The organism is Micromonospora sp. CNZ286 (genome assembly GCF_014207755.1).
Genome location: NZ_JACHIZ010000001.1, coordinates 155,013 through 168,656, shown reverse-complemented (window position 1 = coordinate 168,656; position 13,644 = coordinate 155,013). Strand labels below are relative to the sequence as shown.

Below are 13,644 nucleotides of genomic sequence, written 5' to 3'. Positions count from 1 at the left end.
GAATGCCCTGCTGATCCTGACTCAGACAACAGTCGCACACCGCGCGACCGCTGCCGGTGCGGCGGAGCGTGTGACACGTCCATCCGGACAGCGGCACGGTCGACCCACGATGTTACGCCGCAAGCGGTGTCACACCGGCAGCGCACCGACCGGGGACTGCCGCCGCAGGCCCCGGGGGTGCAGGATGATCCCCACCCCGTAGATCCACCCCGAGGAGTCCCCGTGGGCGCACCCCCCACCCGCCCCGCCGACCGCGCGTTCACCAGGCCCCGCCGCCGGCCGATCGCCGCCCTGGCCGCGCTCGCCGCGCTGCTCGCCGTCGGGGCGGGCGTCCTGGTCGGCCTCTCCACCCCGGCACCGCGCCCGGCGGACGCGCCCGAGGGCGAGTTCAGCGCCGCCCGGGCGTTCCGGAACGTCGAGGTGATCGCTGCCGAGCCGCACGTGGCCGGCAGCGCCGCCAACGACCGGGTACGCGAACACCTGGTGGCGACGCTGCGCGGGCTGGGCCTTCAGACCGAGGTGCAGGACGCGGTCGCGCCCGAGGCCGGGCAGCTGTCCGGCGCGGCGGGCGGGGCGACGCTGGCCCGGGTCCGCAACGTGGTGGCCCGGCTCCCCGGCACCGACCCGACCGGGAAGGTGTTCCTGGTCTCGCACTACGACTCGGTGCAGACCGGGCCGGGCGGCAACGACGACGCCGCCGGCACTGCCGCGATCCTGGAGGTGGCCCGGGCGCTGACCACCGGCCCGCGCCCCCGCAACGACATCGTCTTCGTGCTGACCGACGCGGAGGAGGCGTGCCTGTGCGGGGCCGCGGGGTTCGCCGGCGACCACCCGCTCGCCCGTGACGGCGGGGTGGTGCTCAACCTGGAGGCGCGCGGCTCCACCGGTCCGGTGATCATGTTCGAGACGTCCCGGAACAACGCGAAGCTGGTCGAGATCTTCGGCAAGGCCGCACCGCACCCGGTGGGCACCTCGTTCGCGGTGGAGATCTACCGGGCGCTGCCGAACGACACCGACTTCACCGCGTTCCTCGACCGCGAGTTCGTCGGGCTCAACTCCGCGTACATCGACGGCGGCGCGATCTACCACACCCCGCTGGACGGGCCGGCCCGGATGGACCGGGGCAGCCTCCAGATGCACGGTGACAACGCGCTCGGCCTGGCCCGCGAGTTCGGCCGTACCGACCTGGGCGACCTGCGCGCCGGCCACGACGACACCTACTTCCCCGTGCTCGGCGGGCTCGTCCGCTACCCCGGCTGGCTGACCCTGCCGCTCGCAGTGGCCACGCTGCTCGCTGTCGGCGCGCTCGGCTGGTTCCTGCGCCGCCGGGGCCGGGCCACCGCCGGCACGCTCGCCGCCGGCTTCGGCCTGACCCTGGTGCCGGTCGTCGTGGCCCCGCTCGGCGCGTGGCTGCTCTGGGCCGCGATCACCACGATCCGCCCCGGGTACGCCGAGCTGCTCGACCCGTACCGCCCGGTCTGGTACCGGCTCGCCGTCGTGGCGCTCGCCGCCGCGGTGCTGTTCTGCTGGTACGCGCTGCTGCGCCGCCGGGTCGGCCCGGCCGCGCTGGCGTTCGGCGGGCTGGCCTGGCTGGCCGTTTTCGGTGTGCTGCTCGCCGTGGCGGTGCCCGGCGGGGCGTACCTGACGACACTGCCGGCGCTGGCCGGCGCGCTCGCCGGTTTCGCCGCGCTCGCCACCCGCCGCGACGGACCGTGGCCGGTGGTCGCGGTGACGCTCGCCGCCGCGGTGGCGGTGGTGATCCTGCTGCCTCCGGTGGTGCTGCTGTTCCCGGCGCTCGGCATGGGCATGGGCGCGGTAGCCGCGCTCGTCGCGGTGCTGCTCGGCCTCGCCGTACTCCCGGTGGTGGACCTGCTGCACCCCCGGGCCGGCGGCCAGCGCGGCCTGCTCGCGCTGCGCGCACGCCGGCTCGGCGCGCTGCCCGCCGCGGCGGCCGCGCTGGCGGCGGTGGTGCTCGCCGGGGTCGGCCTCGCGGTGGACCGCTTCGACGCCGCGCATCCCGTGCCGACCCATCTGATGTACGCGCTGGATGCGGGCACCGGGAAGGCGGCCTGGCTGACTCGCGAGGAGAAGCCGCAGCCCTGGACCGACGGCTACGTCGACCGGAGCATCGCGGTGGCCGACGAGTTCCCCGGGCTGGGCAACGGCGAGATGCGCGCCGGACCGGCCACCGCCGCGCCGCTGCCCGCGCCGAAGGTGGAGACGCTCTCCGACACCCGCAACGGCGGCCAGCGTGTGCTGCGGGTACGGGTGGTGCCGCAGCGGCAGGTACGCCTGCTCACGATGCACGTCGACACCAGCACCGCGACGGTGCGGTCCGCCACCGTGGCCGGGCGGAACGTGCCGGTCGAGCCGGGCGACGGGAAGTGGGGATTCGGGGTCGTGTTCCACGCCCCGCCGCCGGAGGGCGTCGAGGTGACGCTGACGCTCGTGCCGCGCGGCGGTGCGGTGTCGGTGCGGGCCATGGACGCCAGTGACGGACTGTCCGGGGTGCCCGGGTTCCGGGAGCGGCCGGCGGGCGTGGGGGTGGTCGGCTCGCACAGCTCGGAGATGCTGGCGGTGGCGCGCACGTACCCGCTCTGACCACCGTTTGATCGACACCACCTCGCCGGAGTGGCGGTATCCGCGCGCCGGGATACCGCCACCTCGGCGTACTGGTTGTGGGTCAGCGCCGCCCCAGCACCTCGGCGACCCGCAGGAAACCGTCCGCGCCGTGGCCCAGCCCGACGGCCCGGCGGGCCATGCCCTCGGCCGCGCGCATCACCCCGGCGTCGATGCCGTGCGCCTCGGACGTGTGGACGATGTGGGCCATGGAGGACACGGCGGAGGTGATCGGGTTGCCGTCGCCGGGGAAGATCCCCGTGTCCATCTCCGCCGCACCCTCCTCGAAGATCGGCGGCAGGATCGCGGCGATGCCGGCGGCGAACGGCACGAGTTCCCGCGCCGTCACGCCCTCCGCCTTGGCCACCGCCAGCGCGTGCGCATAACCCGCCATCGCGGTCCAGAAGATGTCGAGCAGCGCGATGTCGTACGCCGCCGCGCGCCCGATCTCCTCGCCGAGGTGCGTGTGGGTGCCGCCCAGCGCGTCGAGCACCGGCTGGTGCTCCTGGTAGAGGCCGGCCGGACCGCTGTAGATGAGCACCGCGTCCGGGGTGCCGATGGTGGTGGTCGGCGTCATGATCGCGCCGTCCAGGTACCGGATGGCGTGTCCGGCCGCCCACCGCGCGGTGTCCCGGGCCCGGTCCGGGGTGTCGGCCGTCAGGCTGACGACCGTTCGGCCCGTGAGTGCGGCGGCCACCGCCTCGCGTCGCAGGATGGCGTCCGACGCGTCGTAGTTCACCACGCAGACCACAGTCAGCTCGCTCGCGGCGACCGCCTCCTCAGCGGTCCGGGCGCTCGTCGCGCCCCGCTCGACCAGCTCACGATCCTTGCCGGGCGTGCGATTCCAGACCGTCGTCGGCACTCCGGCGCTCAGGAAGGCGCCGGCCAGCGCACGACCCATCGGTCCCAGACCGAGCACCGTGACAGACTTGTCGGGATTGATGTTCACGCAGACTCCTCTTGTCGAACGGGACGCAGATGACGCGCAGCCGGGCCCAGGATCTGAACGTCTGTGGAGTGACGGCCGCGATCGCCGTGATCGACGGCAAGTGGAAGACAGCCCTGCTCTGGCTGCTGGAATCCGGCCCGCGCCGCCCCGGAGAGCTGCGCCGGCAGCTTCCGGGCCTCACCGAGAAGGTGCTGACTCAGGCGTTACGGGAGATGGAGGGCGACGGACTGGTGCACCGGGAGGCGTACGAGGTGCTGCCGTTGAAGACCGAGTACTCGCTGACCCCGTTCGGCCGCGACCTCGCCGAGGCGCTGGCTCCCCTCTCCGACTGGGGCCACCGCCGCCTGGACAAACTCGCCGAAGCCCGCACCGCCTCCTGACCACCCTTTTCCGCCTCCGCCCACAACCAGGTTCGTCGCGGTCGGGCACGCCGACAAGTACCCACAAAAAAGTGGCTACGCCTGTCGATCGACCGCGAGACTCGGGTCATGGAATTCTTCTGCTACCACCGCGATCGGCTCGACTCGGCAACTCTGCGCCAGGCGCTGATCGAGGAGCACTGGTCCTACATGGACGGGTACGCGGAGCAGATGATCGCTCGCGGCCCGACCCTCGCCGACGACGGTTCACCGACCGGCAGCGTGCACATCCTGGCCCTGCCCGGCCCCGCCGCCGCCGCCCGGACGTTCGCCTTCGACGAGCCCAACTACCAGGCCGGCGCGTACCGGGACGTGATGCTGCGCCGGTGGCGCAACATGCTGGGCCGCACCATGTGGGAGTTCCCCGGCGGCCGGACCGGCGGCAACCGCTACCTGGTGCTCGGCCTCGGTCCGGAGCAGAGTGCAGGTCCGGTGCTGCCGCAGCGGCAGGACGAGCTGATCGCGTACGGGCCGCTGCTGTCCGACGACGGCGCGAGGTGGCTCGGTACGGCGGCGCTGGTGCGGGCGACCGGGCCGGACGAGGCGCGCGCGGCGCTGGACGCCGACCGATACGCCGAGGTGGAGGTGCACCACTGGGTGTTCGGTGGCCGCCCGGCGTAACCGGCTACTCGTGGTCTGCCAACCGCAGCAGGAGACCTGCGGGCTGCGTCGTGCCGCCGTGGATGGGCGCGGCGTTCAGCAGCCGATGCCCCGGCAGCAGCGCCAGCAGATCAGGACGCTGCGCCGGTCCGACGCGCGTCTCACCGAATTCCCCCATGTCGTAGGCGGCGTACGGCTCGGTGAACTGAAGGCGCAGCAACTCGCCGGCGGGGGCGATTCGCCGACTGGGACACGCCGCCAAGTATCCACGTGGCTAGGCTGGCGACGTGCCAAGCGATCCGGAGCGTGTACGGCAGGCGCTGGCGATGTGGGACGGTTTCCCCGTTCACCGCGAGCCGCGCCCGATCGTGCTGACAGCGATGGGCGTCACGGCGCTCGACCGACTCATGGTGGACACGCAGTGGCGGTCGTTGTTCGACGCCCCCGGCGTCCCGGAGTCCGAGTTGCCGCCGGAGATCGCGCCGGCCGCCGTCGACTACTGCCGTGACGTGCAGAGCGGGGCGCAGAGACCGCTGGCGAACATCATCCGGGCGAACGGACCGTTCGCCACCGACCGAGGCACTCGCGAACTCCCGGCGTGGATGATGCACCCCGACGACCGGCGATGGCCGTTCATCGCTCTGGACCCGGACTTCGAACGTCGGATGACGTGGCGGCCACCCGGCGTAGGAGCCGCTCATCACGAGGAGGCCGTGCTCGCGCACGATGGGCGCACTCTGACGTTCCGGTTCATCGGAACGCCCGCGCAATATGCCGACTACCCAGACGCCGTGGTGTTCGAGACGGACACGGCGGTGCTCGTCGAACCGGTGGAGGTCGCCCGCGACGGAGACGGCTATCGGCTGGCCTACGCCGAGGAGCGCGAGGTGGTGGTGCGCCTGGCCGCTCCGCTCGGCAACCGGGTCCTGATCGGCATCGGGCACGGTCCCGGAACAACCACCTTCGGCCTCCCCATAACGGTGCTCACCGCGGCCTGACCGAGGTGAGCAGACGCGATGGCGCCACCACCCCAGAGCGCCTGAGCGTTGTCCGGTCTCGGGATCCACATGACAAATCGGTATCAGGACCTGGGTGACTCTCGGCGAGAGCGCGGAAGTGACCGGCTGTGCCGTCCGAGCACGTCAAGCCGTCCCGGGCGTTGATCGACGGCGTCTGCGCTCCCAACGGGCTCGTCGCTCGGCATAGGCACGCCGCGCATCCGACAGACTGACCGGCCGTTCGGCGTAGGCACGACGTGCATCCGTCAGACTGAGCGAACCGTTGGGGCCACCCCGCACCGTGTCAGCGTCCTCGTCGTCCTGCCCGTCGTCCTCCCAACCGCAGGCGAAGCAGATCTCGAACTGACCTCGCCCTTCGAGCGTCGGGTGCCGGCAGCAGGGACACGCGTAGGGTTCGCCACCCGCTTCAGCCACTACAGATCGCTGGTTCAACGCCTCGACGTACTGCTCAAACCACCTGGTGCGGCTCGCGAGTTCTTCTGCGGACGGCCCCTCCTGCTTGCCGGCATGCTCGTCCATCCTCTGCACCTCACATTGTCGATCGGGTTGAAGTGGCTCGTATACCGCTACTTCCAGCGGAAGTGCACGAACAGCCGGCCGAAGTTCTTCGAGTCCTTCTCGACCCGGTGGTAGAGCTGCTTCACGTCCTTCTGGTCGAGGAAGCGCAGCACCTTCTTCTTCAGCGCGCCCGACCCCTTACCCGGGATGATCTCCACGAGCGTGGCCTTCTTCGCCACCGCCTCATCCATGATCCCGCGCAGCGCGCGGTCGATGTCGTGGCCCTTGTTGTAGATGTCGTGGAGGTCGAGCTTGAGCTTCACGGTCCCATCCTAGGTACGCGGAAGGGCAGCCCGCCCGGGCTGCCCTTCCGCGTGATCAGTCAACGACCGACCTTGCCCTCCACCCGGCGCAGCGCGGTGGCGTAGTCGGTGTTCGTCGAGTACATCGCGGCCGCGATGCGCAGGTGCCGCAGCGCGTCCACGGGCCGGTTCATCCGCTCCAGCGTGCGGCCGAGCACGTGGTGCGCGTAGTGGTCGCTCGGGTCGCGGTCGACCAGCGCGCGCAGCTGCTCCTCGGCCCGGTTGAGCTGGGCCGACTGGAAGTACGCGCGGGCCAGCAGCTGCCGGACCGAAGAGTTGTCCGGCTCGGCCTCGATGATCGGTTCGAGCAGCCGGGCCGCTCCGGTCGGGTCACCCGCTTCGAAGAACATGGTCGCCCGCCGGTACTCCGCCAGAAGATCCACTCGACCCACCTCCTCGTGTCGCGCCAGGCCTTGGTCCGACGCTGGCACAACACCGGAGCAAGCGCGAGTGTTCCTGCGGGCGAAGATCAGGTGGTCGGGTCGTACCGGCCGCCGATCAGGTCCCAGGCCCGGACACCACCGACGATTCCGGCCGTGTTCGGGACGATCACCACGTCGTCGCCCATCCGGGCCACCTGCTCGGGCCGGATCAGCCGGGAGTTGCCGCCGCCGAGGTACAGCCGGTCCCAGCGGAACACCGGCCGCAGGCCGTCCACCACCTGCCGGATCCGCCGGGACCAGAACGCGTCGCCGAGCCGCCGTCGTTCCGGCTCCCCCACGTACGTGTCGTACGTGGTGTTCCACCGCACCGGCGCGTGCGACAGCTCCAGGTGCGGTGCCAGCATCCCGCCGTCGAACAACGCGCTGCCCAGCCCGGTGCCGAGCGTCAGCACCAGCTCGCAGCCGGTCCCGGCGACCACGCCCGCGCCGTGCACCTCGGCGTCGTTCAGCACCAGCGCCGGCACGCCGAACGCCCCGGCCAGCGCGGTGCGCGCGTCGTAACCGGACCACTCGGCCAGCAACTCGGGGTCGACGCGGCTGCGCGGCCCGGAACGGGTCACGTAGTGCGGCGTCGCCACCACGACGCCGTGCCGGATCATGCCGGGCATGCCGACGGTGAGCCGGTCCGCCGTGGGCAGGCGGGCGCCGAGATCCAGCAGCGTCTTGACGAACAGGCCGGGCGGCAACGGGTACGGCGTGGGCACGCGCAGCGGCCGCGCGCGCATGGTTCCGGCGGCATCCAGTACGGAGGCCTTGATCCCGCCGCCACCACAGTCGATCGCCAGTGTGGTCACCACGGCTGTGAGTCTCCCTCACACCGGTGCCGCCGCGAGCGCGGGTCACGGTAATCCGGATACGCCCGCCGGTAGGCTCGATCACCTGATGAGCGCCACGTTGATCGCCAAGGACCTCACCGCCGGCCACGGTGACCGCCTCCTCTTCGAAGACCTCGACCTCGTCGTCGCACCCGGCGACGTGGTGGGGCTGGTCGGGGTCAACGGCGCGGGCAAGTCCACGCTGCTGCGTACCCTCGCCGGTCTTGCCCCCCGCGAGCAGGGCTCGGTCTCGCTGAGCCCGCCCACGGCGACTGTCGGCTACCTGCCGCAGGAGCCGGAGCGCCGGCCCGGCGAGACGGTCCGCGGCTTCCTGGCCCGGCGGACCGGGGTGACCGCCGCGCAGGCCGCGCTTGATGCCGCCACCGAGGCGCTCACCGCCGGGTCAGCGGGCGCCGACGACGCGTACGCGAACGCCTTGGAACGCTGGCTCGACCTCGGCGGCGCGGATCTGGACGAGCGGGCCGAGCAGGTCGCGGCGGAGCTGGGTCTCGACGTCGACCTGGACCACCCGATGACCGGACTGTCCGGCGGGCAGGCCGCCCGCGCCGGGCTCGCGTCGCTGCTGCTCAGCCGGTACGACGTCTTCCTGCTCGACGAGCCCACGAACGATCTCGACCTGGCCGGGCTGGACCGGCTGGAACGCTTCGTCACCGGCCTGCGCGCCGGGACCGTGCTGGTCAGCCACGACCGGGAGTTCCTCACCCGCACCGTCAACCGGATCGTCGAGCTTGACCTGCACCAGCGGCAGGTCAAGCACTACGGCGGTGGCTACGCGGCCTACCTGGAGGAGCGCGCGGTGGCGCGCCGGCACGCCCGCGAGGAGTACGAGGAGTACGCCGACACGAAGGCCGACCTGGAGGCGCGCGCCCGCACCCAGCGGGCGTGGATGGAGAAGGGCGTCAAGAACGCCCGCCGCAAGGCCACCGACAACGACAAGATCGGCCGCAAGTACCGCGCCGAGTCGACCGAGAAGCAGGCCGCGAAGGCCAAGCAGACCGCCCGGCTGATCGAGCGGCTGGACGTGGTCGAGGAGCCGCGCAAGGAGTGGGAACTGCGGATGGAGATCGCCGCCGCGCCCCGCGCCGGCGCCGTCGTGGCCTCGCTCCGGCAAGCGGTGGTACGCCGAGGCGGCTTCACGCTCGGCCCGGTGGACCTGCAGATCGACTGGGCCGACCGGGTGGCGATCACCGGGGCGAACGGCTCCGGCAAGAGCACCCTGCTCGCCGCGCTGCTCGGGCGGCTGCCGCTGGACGAGGGACACGCCGCACTCGGCCCCGGTGTGGTGGTCGGCGAGGTCGACCAGGCCCGGGGACTGTTCCTCGGCGACCAGCCGCTGCTGGAGGCGTTCGGCGCCGCCGTACCCGATCTCGCCCCGGCGGACGTGCGGACGCTGCTGGCCAAGTTCGGGTTGCGCGCCGAGCATGTGCTGCGGCCGGCGGCGACGCTGTCACCCGGCGAGCGGACCCGGGCCGCGCTGGCCCTGCTCCAGGGCCGGGGCGTCAACCTGCTGGTGCTCGACGAGCCGACGAACCACCTCGACCTGGCCGCGATCGAGCAGTTGGAGTCGGCGCTGGCGAGCTACCCGGGAACGCTGCTGCTGGTGACCCACGACCGGCGGATGCTCGACGCGGTGAGCGTGAACCGGCGGCTGCGCGTGGCGGACGGACGGATCGCCGAACACTGATCCGTGCCGACCCGCGCGCGCGGGTCCACAATGAGCGCATGCTCAAGTGGGAGTACGCGCTGCTGGTCCGCCGCCGCCAGGCCGCCGCCACCGACGCCGGGTGGGAAGTCGTCTTCATCTGGTACGGCCCGGACGGCTCCATGATCGACGTGACGCCGTACGGCGACACCGCGCTGGCCCACCTGAACCGGGCCGGTGACCAGGGCTGGGAACTGGTCGCGATGAGCGAGGACCCGTCGCTGCCGGGCAACAACGAGTTGCACCGCTACCACCTCAAGCGCCCGAAGGCAGCAGCCGCCCAGCCCCGTCAGCGCATGCGAGGCTCCCGCACAGTCCGCCGAACCCTCTCCCCCTGACCGCCCCCGCCCTGCCCCCCTGTTCCCCCTGTCCCCCTGTTCCCGTCGATCTTGCAGTTGCCGCCCCTCAGGTGCCCCTTTTGCGAGCTTGGTCCGGGCCGCAAGTGCAAGATCGACGGCGGCGGAGGCACGGGAGCCGGCATCGGCGCGCACACCCCGACCGCCGCCCCGGTGATCAAGGAGTTTGCGTCAACCTCGTGCTCGAAACAGGACACGAACTCCTTGATCATCGAGGTCGGCGGGGCGACTCTGGCAGGACACGAACTCCTTGATCAATTTGTGACGGGGGGCGGGCTCGGCGCCTGGGGGCATATTGGGGTGAATCGGGGGTAACGGGCCGCCGGAGGTGGCGCATGGTGGCGATGGGGCAGACCGCGCTCTCGGGTGAGCGACTCCGGCAGACCGACGGCTTCCTCGCCGAGGCGTGGGCCGACATGGTCCGGCACGACGAGCGGCTGCGCGGAACGGCTGTCGAGGTGCGCTTCGACCGTGGGGTGGCGCACCTGACCGGCGAGGTCGCCGACCCGGACCAGCTACGGCTGGTACGGGAGCTGATCGGCCGGCTGTCCGGCGTACTCGGCGTCTGGTGCCGGGTCAGCGTGGCCGGGCGGGCGCCGGTGGTGGTCGACCTGGGCTGCGGTGCGACCAAGCAGTGGCCGGGCAACCTGGGACTGGACATCTATCCGGCGCCGGGGGTGAACGCGGTCGCCAACCTGGCCGGCTCGCTGCCGCTGCGCGACGACTCGGTGGACGTGTTCTTCGCGGTGCACATCGTCGAGCACCTGATCGACTTCCTGCCGCTGTTCGACGAGTGCCACCGGGCGCTGCGGCCGGGCGGGGTGCTGCACGTGATGAGCCCCTGGTGGCGGCACGTCAACGCGGTGGCCGACCCGACGCACGTACGCCTGCTCGACGTGCAGACGTTCAAGGGCATCTGCGGTCAGCGCCCACCGGGTACGCCGCGCTGGTATCCGCTGCACGTCGGCTGCGACGGCGCCTCGATCTTCGCCGACCTCACCCCGCTGCCACCGGACGCCCCCGCCCCGCCCTCCTCCCACCTGGCCCGCTTCTTCGACTGAAGCCGCGCCGGCCGACCCGAGGGACCACCCCGTCGATCATGAAGTTGACGGCACTCAAGGAGATCGACTTCGCCGTCAACTTCATGATCGACGGGGCCAAGAACAGGGCTAGGCGGATTCGCGGAGGGCTACGTGGTGGGGTGCCACCAGCTCGCGCGGTGGGGACTCGCGATCGGGGCCCAGGCGGCCCGCCAGCAGCTCGACCGCGAGGCGGGCGATGCGCTCCTTGTCGGGGACGACTGTGGTCAGCGTCGGGATCGAGAAGCGACCGTCCTCGATGTCGTCGAAGCCGGCCACCGCGACGTCCTCGGGCACGCGCAGGCCCGTCTCGTGCAGGGCACGCAGCGCGCCGAGCGCAAGGGTGTCGTTGAAGCAGAAGACGGCGTCGGGGCGTACCCCCGTGGTGAGCAGGTGCCGCATGGCGGCGGCGCCGTCCGCGCGGTGCCAGGCCGGCGCGGGCGCCACCAGGCGGTCGTCGTAGGCGATGCCGGCCTCGGTCAGCGCGGCGGTGTAGCCGGCCAGGCGGAGCCGGGCGCTGGCGCCCTCGGGGGTGCGCTGGGAGCCGATCGCGGCGATCCGGCGGCGGCCGAGCCCGATCAGGTGGGCGGTGATCTCGCGGGCGGCGGCCACGTTGTCGATCATCACGTGGTCGGCGGGGCCGTGGTCGACGCGTTCGCCGAGCAGCACCATGGGCAGACCGGCCAGCGCGGCGAGGTCGTCGGCGGTGAGCGCGAGCGGGCTCAGGATCAGGCCGTCGATCATGTGGTCGCCGATACCGCTGGCGGCCTTGCGCTCCTGCTCGGAGCGGCCGCCGGTCTGGTCGATGAGCACCGTCCAGCCGTGGTCGGCGGCGGCGGTGACGACGTGCCGGGCCAGCTCGGCGAAGTAGGGGATGTCCAGTTCGGGTACGGCCAGCGCGATCACACCGGTGCGCCCCTTGCGCAGGTTGCGGGCCGACAGGTTGGGCCGGTAGTTGAGCGCGGCGATGGCCTCCTCGACGCGGGCCCGGGTGTCGGCGCGCACGTGCTGGTAGCCGTTGACGACGTTGGAGACGGTCTTCACCGACACTCCGGCGCGCTCCGCGACGTCCTTGAGCCTGTGCCGCACTGCACTTCCTTCCGGTGAACGCTGGCCGCACTGTACCGCGCCACGACGACGCGACTGCCTCTTTACACGAGCGCTTACAACGTTGTAGAAACCACTGACAGCGGAGTGACCGCGGTCACCCGCACCAGCAGCGAGGGAGAGGTTGGCATCGTGCCGAACGCGCAGCTCACGATCGATCCGGCGTTCCGGGTCGCGCCGGCGGACCGCCGGATCTTCGGTTCCTTCGTCGAGCACATGGGGCGCTGCGTCTACGGCGGGGTGTACGAACCGGGCCACCCCACAGCCGATCGGCGAGGGCTGCGGCGCGACGTGCTGGACCTGACCCGTGAGCTGGGCGTCTCGGTGGTCCGCTACCCGGGCGGCAACTTCGTCTCCAGCTACCGCTGGGAGGACGGCATCGGCCCGGTCGGTGACCGCCCGCGCCGGCTCGACCTGGCCTGGAAGACCATCGAGACCAACGAGTTCGGGCTGGACGAGTTCATGACCTGGGCGGCGGAGGCCGGGGTCGAGCCGATGATGGCTGTCAACCTCGGCACCCGCGGCGTCACCGAGGCGCTCGAACTGCTGGAGTACACCAACCACCCGGGCGGCAGCCAGCTGTCCGACCTGCGCCGCAAGCACGGCGCCGAGAAGCCGTACGGGGTGCGGCTGTGGTGCCTCGGCAACGAGATGGACGGGCCGTGGCAGGTCGGGCACAAGACCGCCGACGAGTACGGCCGCCTCGCCGCCGAGACCGCCCGCGCGATGAAGATGATCGACCCCTCGATCAGCCTGGTCGCCTGCGGAAGCTCCAACCGGGGCATGCCCACGTTCGCCTCGTGGGAGGCGACCGTGCTGGAGCACACCTACGAGCACGTCGACTACATCTCCGCCCACACCTACTACGACCCGTCCGACGGCGACCGGGCCAGCCTGCTCGCCTCCGCCGTCGACATGGACGCCTTCATCACCGAGGTCGTCGCCACCGCCGACCACGTCGGCGCCAAGCTGCGGCAGAAGCGCAAGCTGAAGATCTCGTTCGACGAGTGGAACGTCTGGTACCAGTCCCGCCTCCAGTCCGACCTGGACCGGCGCGGCTGGGTCGAGGCGCCCGCGCTGATCGAGGACGACTACACAGCCGTCGACGCGGTGGTGGTGGGCGACCTGCTGATCACCCTGCTCCGGCACGCCGACCGCATCGGCGTGGCCTGCCAGGCTCAGCTCGCGAACGTGATCGCCCCGATCCGTACCCGCAACGGCGGCCCGGCCTGGCGGCAGAGCATCTTCCACCCGTTCGCGCTGACCGCCCGGTACGCCCGCGGCACCGTGCTGCGGACCGAGCCCACCGGCCCCACCTACGAGACCTCGCGGTACGGCGACGTGCCGGCGCTGGACACCGTCGCCGTGCACGACGAGGAGACCGGCGAGCTGGCCGTCTTCGCGGTCAACCGCGGCCCGCAGGACCTCCCGCTCGACCTGGACCTGCGCGGCCTGCCCGGCCTGCGGGCCGAGGCGCACACCACGGTGGCGGCCGGAACCGACCCGGACGCCACGAACACCGAAGCGGCCCCGGAGCGGGTCACGCCCCGGAACCTCACCACACCCACTGTCGACGGCGGCCGGGCCTCCGTGCTGCTGCCGGCCACCTCCTGGAACCTGCTGCGCTTCGTGCCGGCGCTGTGACCAGCAAATAC

15 protein-coding genes are annotated in these 13,644 nt (G+C 72.0%); 8 read left to right on the top strand and 7 right to left on the bottom strand.

Annotated features, from left to right (window positions below; translation table 11 throughout):
- Positions 1 to 222: 222 nt before the first annotated feature.
- A complete protein-coding gene (locus tag FHX31_RS00815) occupies positions 223 to 2,601 on the top strand; it encodes a M28 family peptidase (protein ID WP_184974589.1) in 2,379 nt (792 codons plus the stop codon).
- 82 nt (positions 2,602 to 2,683) lie between these two features.
- Here FHX31_RS00815 and FHX31_RS00810 read toward each other — a convergent pair whose 3' ends face one another.
- Positions 2,684 to 3,568 carry an NAD(P)-dependent oxidoreductase gene (locus FHX31_RS00810; protein WP_145753889.1) on the bottom strand — a complete coding sequence of 295 codons (885 nt, stop codon included), beginning with the start codon at positions 3,566 to 3,568 and terminating at the stop codon, positions 2,684 to 2,686.
- A 68-nt stretch (positions 3,569 to 3,636) separates the two neighbouring features.
- Here FHX31_RS00810 and FHX31_RS00805 point away from each other — a divergent pair, with 68 nt between their 5' ends.
- Both FHX31_RS00805 and FHX31_RS00800 read left to right on the top strand, forming a co-directional pair.
- Positions 3,637 to 3,948, top strand: coding sequence for a winged helix-turn-helix transcriptional regulator (locus FHX31_RS00805; protein ID WP_387029970.1), 312 nt, complete (start codon positions 3,637 to 3,639; stop codon positions 3,946 to 3,948).
- 108 nt (positions 3,949 to 4,056) lie between these two features.
- Complete coding sequence (locus FHX31_RS00800) at positions 4,057 to 4,608, top strand: YciI family protein (protein WP_184974584.1); 552 nt, start codon at positions 4,057 to 4,059, stop codon at positions 4,606 to 4,608.
- Positions 4,609 to 4,612: 4 nt separating this feature from the next.
- On the opposite strand, the gene FHX31_RS00795 is transcribed toward FHX31_RS00800, so the two are convergent.
- Positions 4,613 to 4,807 (bottom strand): hypothetical protein, encoded by a 195-nt coding sequence (locus FHX31_RS00795; RefSeq protein ID WP_356997722.1) that lies wholly within the window; start codon positions 4,805 to 4,807, stop codon positions 4,613 to 4,615.
- A gap of 160 nt (positions 4,808 to 4,967) precedes the next feature.
- Between FHX31_RS00795 and FHX31_RS00790 the strand changes: the two genes are divergently transcribed.
- Positions 4,968 to 5,585 carry a hypothetical protein gene (locus tag FHX31_RS00790; protein ID WP_402883487.1) on the top strand — a complete coding sequence of 206 codons (618 nt, stop codon included), beginning with the start codon at positions 4,968 to 4,970 and terminating at the stop codon, positions 5,583 to 5,585.
- Positions 5,586 to 5,729: 144 nt separating this feature from the next.
- On the opposite strand, the gene FHX31_RS00785 is transcribed toward FHX31_RS00790, so the two are convergent.
- The 4 genes from FHX31_RS00785 to FHX31_RS00770 form a co-directional block, all read right to left on the bottom strand.
- Positions 5,730 to 6,125, bottom strand: coding sequence for a CPCC family cysteine-rich protein (locus FHX31_RS00785; protein WP_083395376.1), 396 nt, complete (start codon positions 6,123 to 6,125; stop codon positions 5,730 to 5,732).
- A 47-nt stretch (positions 6,126 to 6,172) separates the two neighbouring features.
- Complete coding sequence (locus tag FHX31_RS00780) at positions 6,173 to 6,427, bottom strand: Smr/MutS family protein (RefSeq protein WP_013288724.1); 255 nt, start codon at positions 6,425 to 6,427, stop codon at positions 6,173 to 6,175.
- A gap of 59 nt (positions 6,428 to 6,486) precedes the next feature.
- Positions 6,487 to 6,849, bottom strand: a complete 363-nt coding sequence (locus FHX31_RS00775; RefSeq protein ID WP_013288725.1) for a tetratricopeptide repeat protein — start codon at positions 6,847 to 6,849, stop codon at positions 6,487 to 6,489.
- Positions 6,850 to 6,935: 86 nt separating this feature from the next.
- Positions 6,936 to 7,706 carry an ROK family protein gene (locus FHX31_RS00770; protein ID WP_071097668.1) on the bottom strand — a complete coding sequence of 257 codons (771 nt, stop codon included), beginning with the start codon at positions 7,704 to 7,706 and terminating at the stop codon, positions 6,936 to 6,938.
- 85 nt (positions 7,707 to 7,791) lie between these two features.
- Here FHX31_RS00770 and FHX31_RS00765 point away from each other — a divergent pair, with 85 nt between their 5' ends.
- The 3 genes from FHX31_RS00765 to FHX31_RS00755 all read left to right on the top strand — a co-directional run bounded on the left by FHX31_RS00765 (position 7,792) and on the right by FHX31_RS00755 (position 10,864).
- The gene (locus FHX31_RS00765) at positions 7,792 to 9,429 is read left to right on the top strand and encodes an ABC-F family ATP-binding cassette domain-containing protein (protein WP_184974582.1); all 1,638 of its coding nucleotides are present in this window, start codon (positions 7,792 to 7,794) and stop codon (positions 9,427 to 9,429) included.
- A 38-nt stretch (positions 9,430 to 9,467) separates the two neighbouring features.
- Complete coding sequence (locus tag FHX31_RS00760; protein WP_013288728.1) at positions 9,468 to 9,785, top strand: hypothetical protein; 318 nt, start codon at positions 9,468 to 9,470, stop codon at positions 9,783 to 9,785.
- Between the two features lie 353 nt (positions 9,786 to 10,138).
- Positions 10,139 to 10,864: a BON domain-containing class I SAM-dependent methyltransferase gene (locus FHX31_RS00755; protein WP_123110762.1), complete on the top strand. Its 726-nt coding sequence runs from the start codon at positions 10,139 to 10,141 to the stop codon at positions 10,862 to 10,864.
- A gap of 108 nt (positions 10,865 to 10,972) precedes the next feature.
- Here the strand turns inward: FHX31_RS00755 and FHX31_RS00750 are convergent, their stop codons facing one another.
- Complete coding sequence (locus FHX31_RS00750) at positions 10,973 to 11,971, bottom strand: LacI family DNA-binding transcriptional regulator (protein ID WP_091330742.1); 999 nt, start codon at positions 11,969 to 11,971, stop codon at positions 10,973 to 10,975.
- A 150-nt stretch (positions 11,972 to 12,121) separates the two neighbouring features.
- On the opposite strand from FHX31_RS00750, the gene arfA reads away from it, so the two are divergent.
- Complete coding sequence (gene arfA, locus FHX31_RS00745) at positions 12,122 to 13,633, top strand: arabinosylfuranosidase ArfA (RefSeq protein WP_184974579.1); 1,512 nt, start codon at positions 12,122 to 12,124, stop codon at positions 13,631 to 13,633.
- The last annotated feature ends 11 nt before the right edge of the window (positions 13,634 to 13,644 follow it).

What these genes read in the sequence shown, in the direction of transcription:
- FHX31_RS00800 (WP_184974584.1), top strand. Translation starts at nt 4,057, where the DNA reads ATGGAATTCTTCTGCTACCACCGCGATCGGCTCGACTCGGCAACTCTG.
- FHX31_RS00790 (WP_402883487.1), top strand. Translation starts at nt 4,968, where the DNA reads ATGGGCGTCACGGCGCTCGACCGACTCATGGTGGACACGCAGTGGCGG.
- FHX31_RS00785 (WP_083395376.1), bottom strand. Translation starts at nt 6,125, where the DNA reads ATGGACGAGCATGCCGGCAAGCAGGAGGGGCCGTCCGCAGAAGAACTC.
- FHX31_RS00765 (WP_184974582.1), top strand. Translation starts at nt 7,792, where the DNA reads ATGAGCGCCACGTTGATCGCCAAGGACCTCACCGCCGGCCACGGTGAC.
- FHX31_RS00760 (WP_013288728.1), top strand. Translation starts at nt 9,468, where the DNA reads ATGCTCAAGTGGGAGTACGCGCTGCTGGTCCGCCGCCGCCAGGCCGCC.
- FHX31_RS00755 (WP_123110762.1), top strand. Translation starts at nt 10,139, where the DNA reads ATGGTGGCGATGGGGCAGACCGCGCTCTCGGGTGAGCGACTCCGGCAG.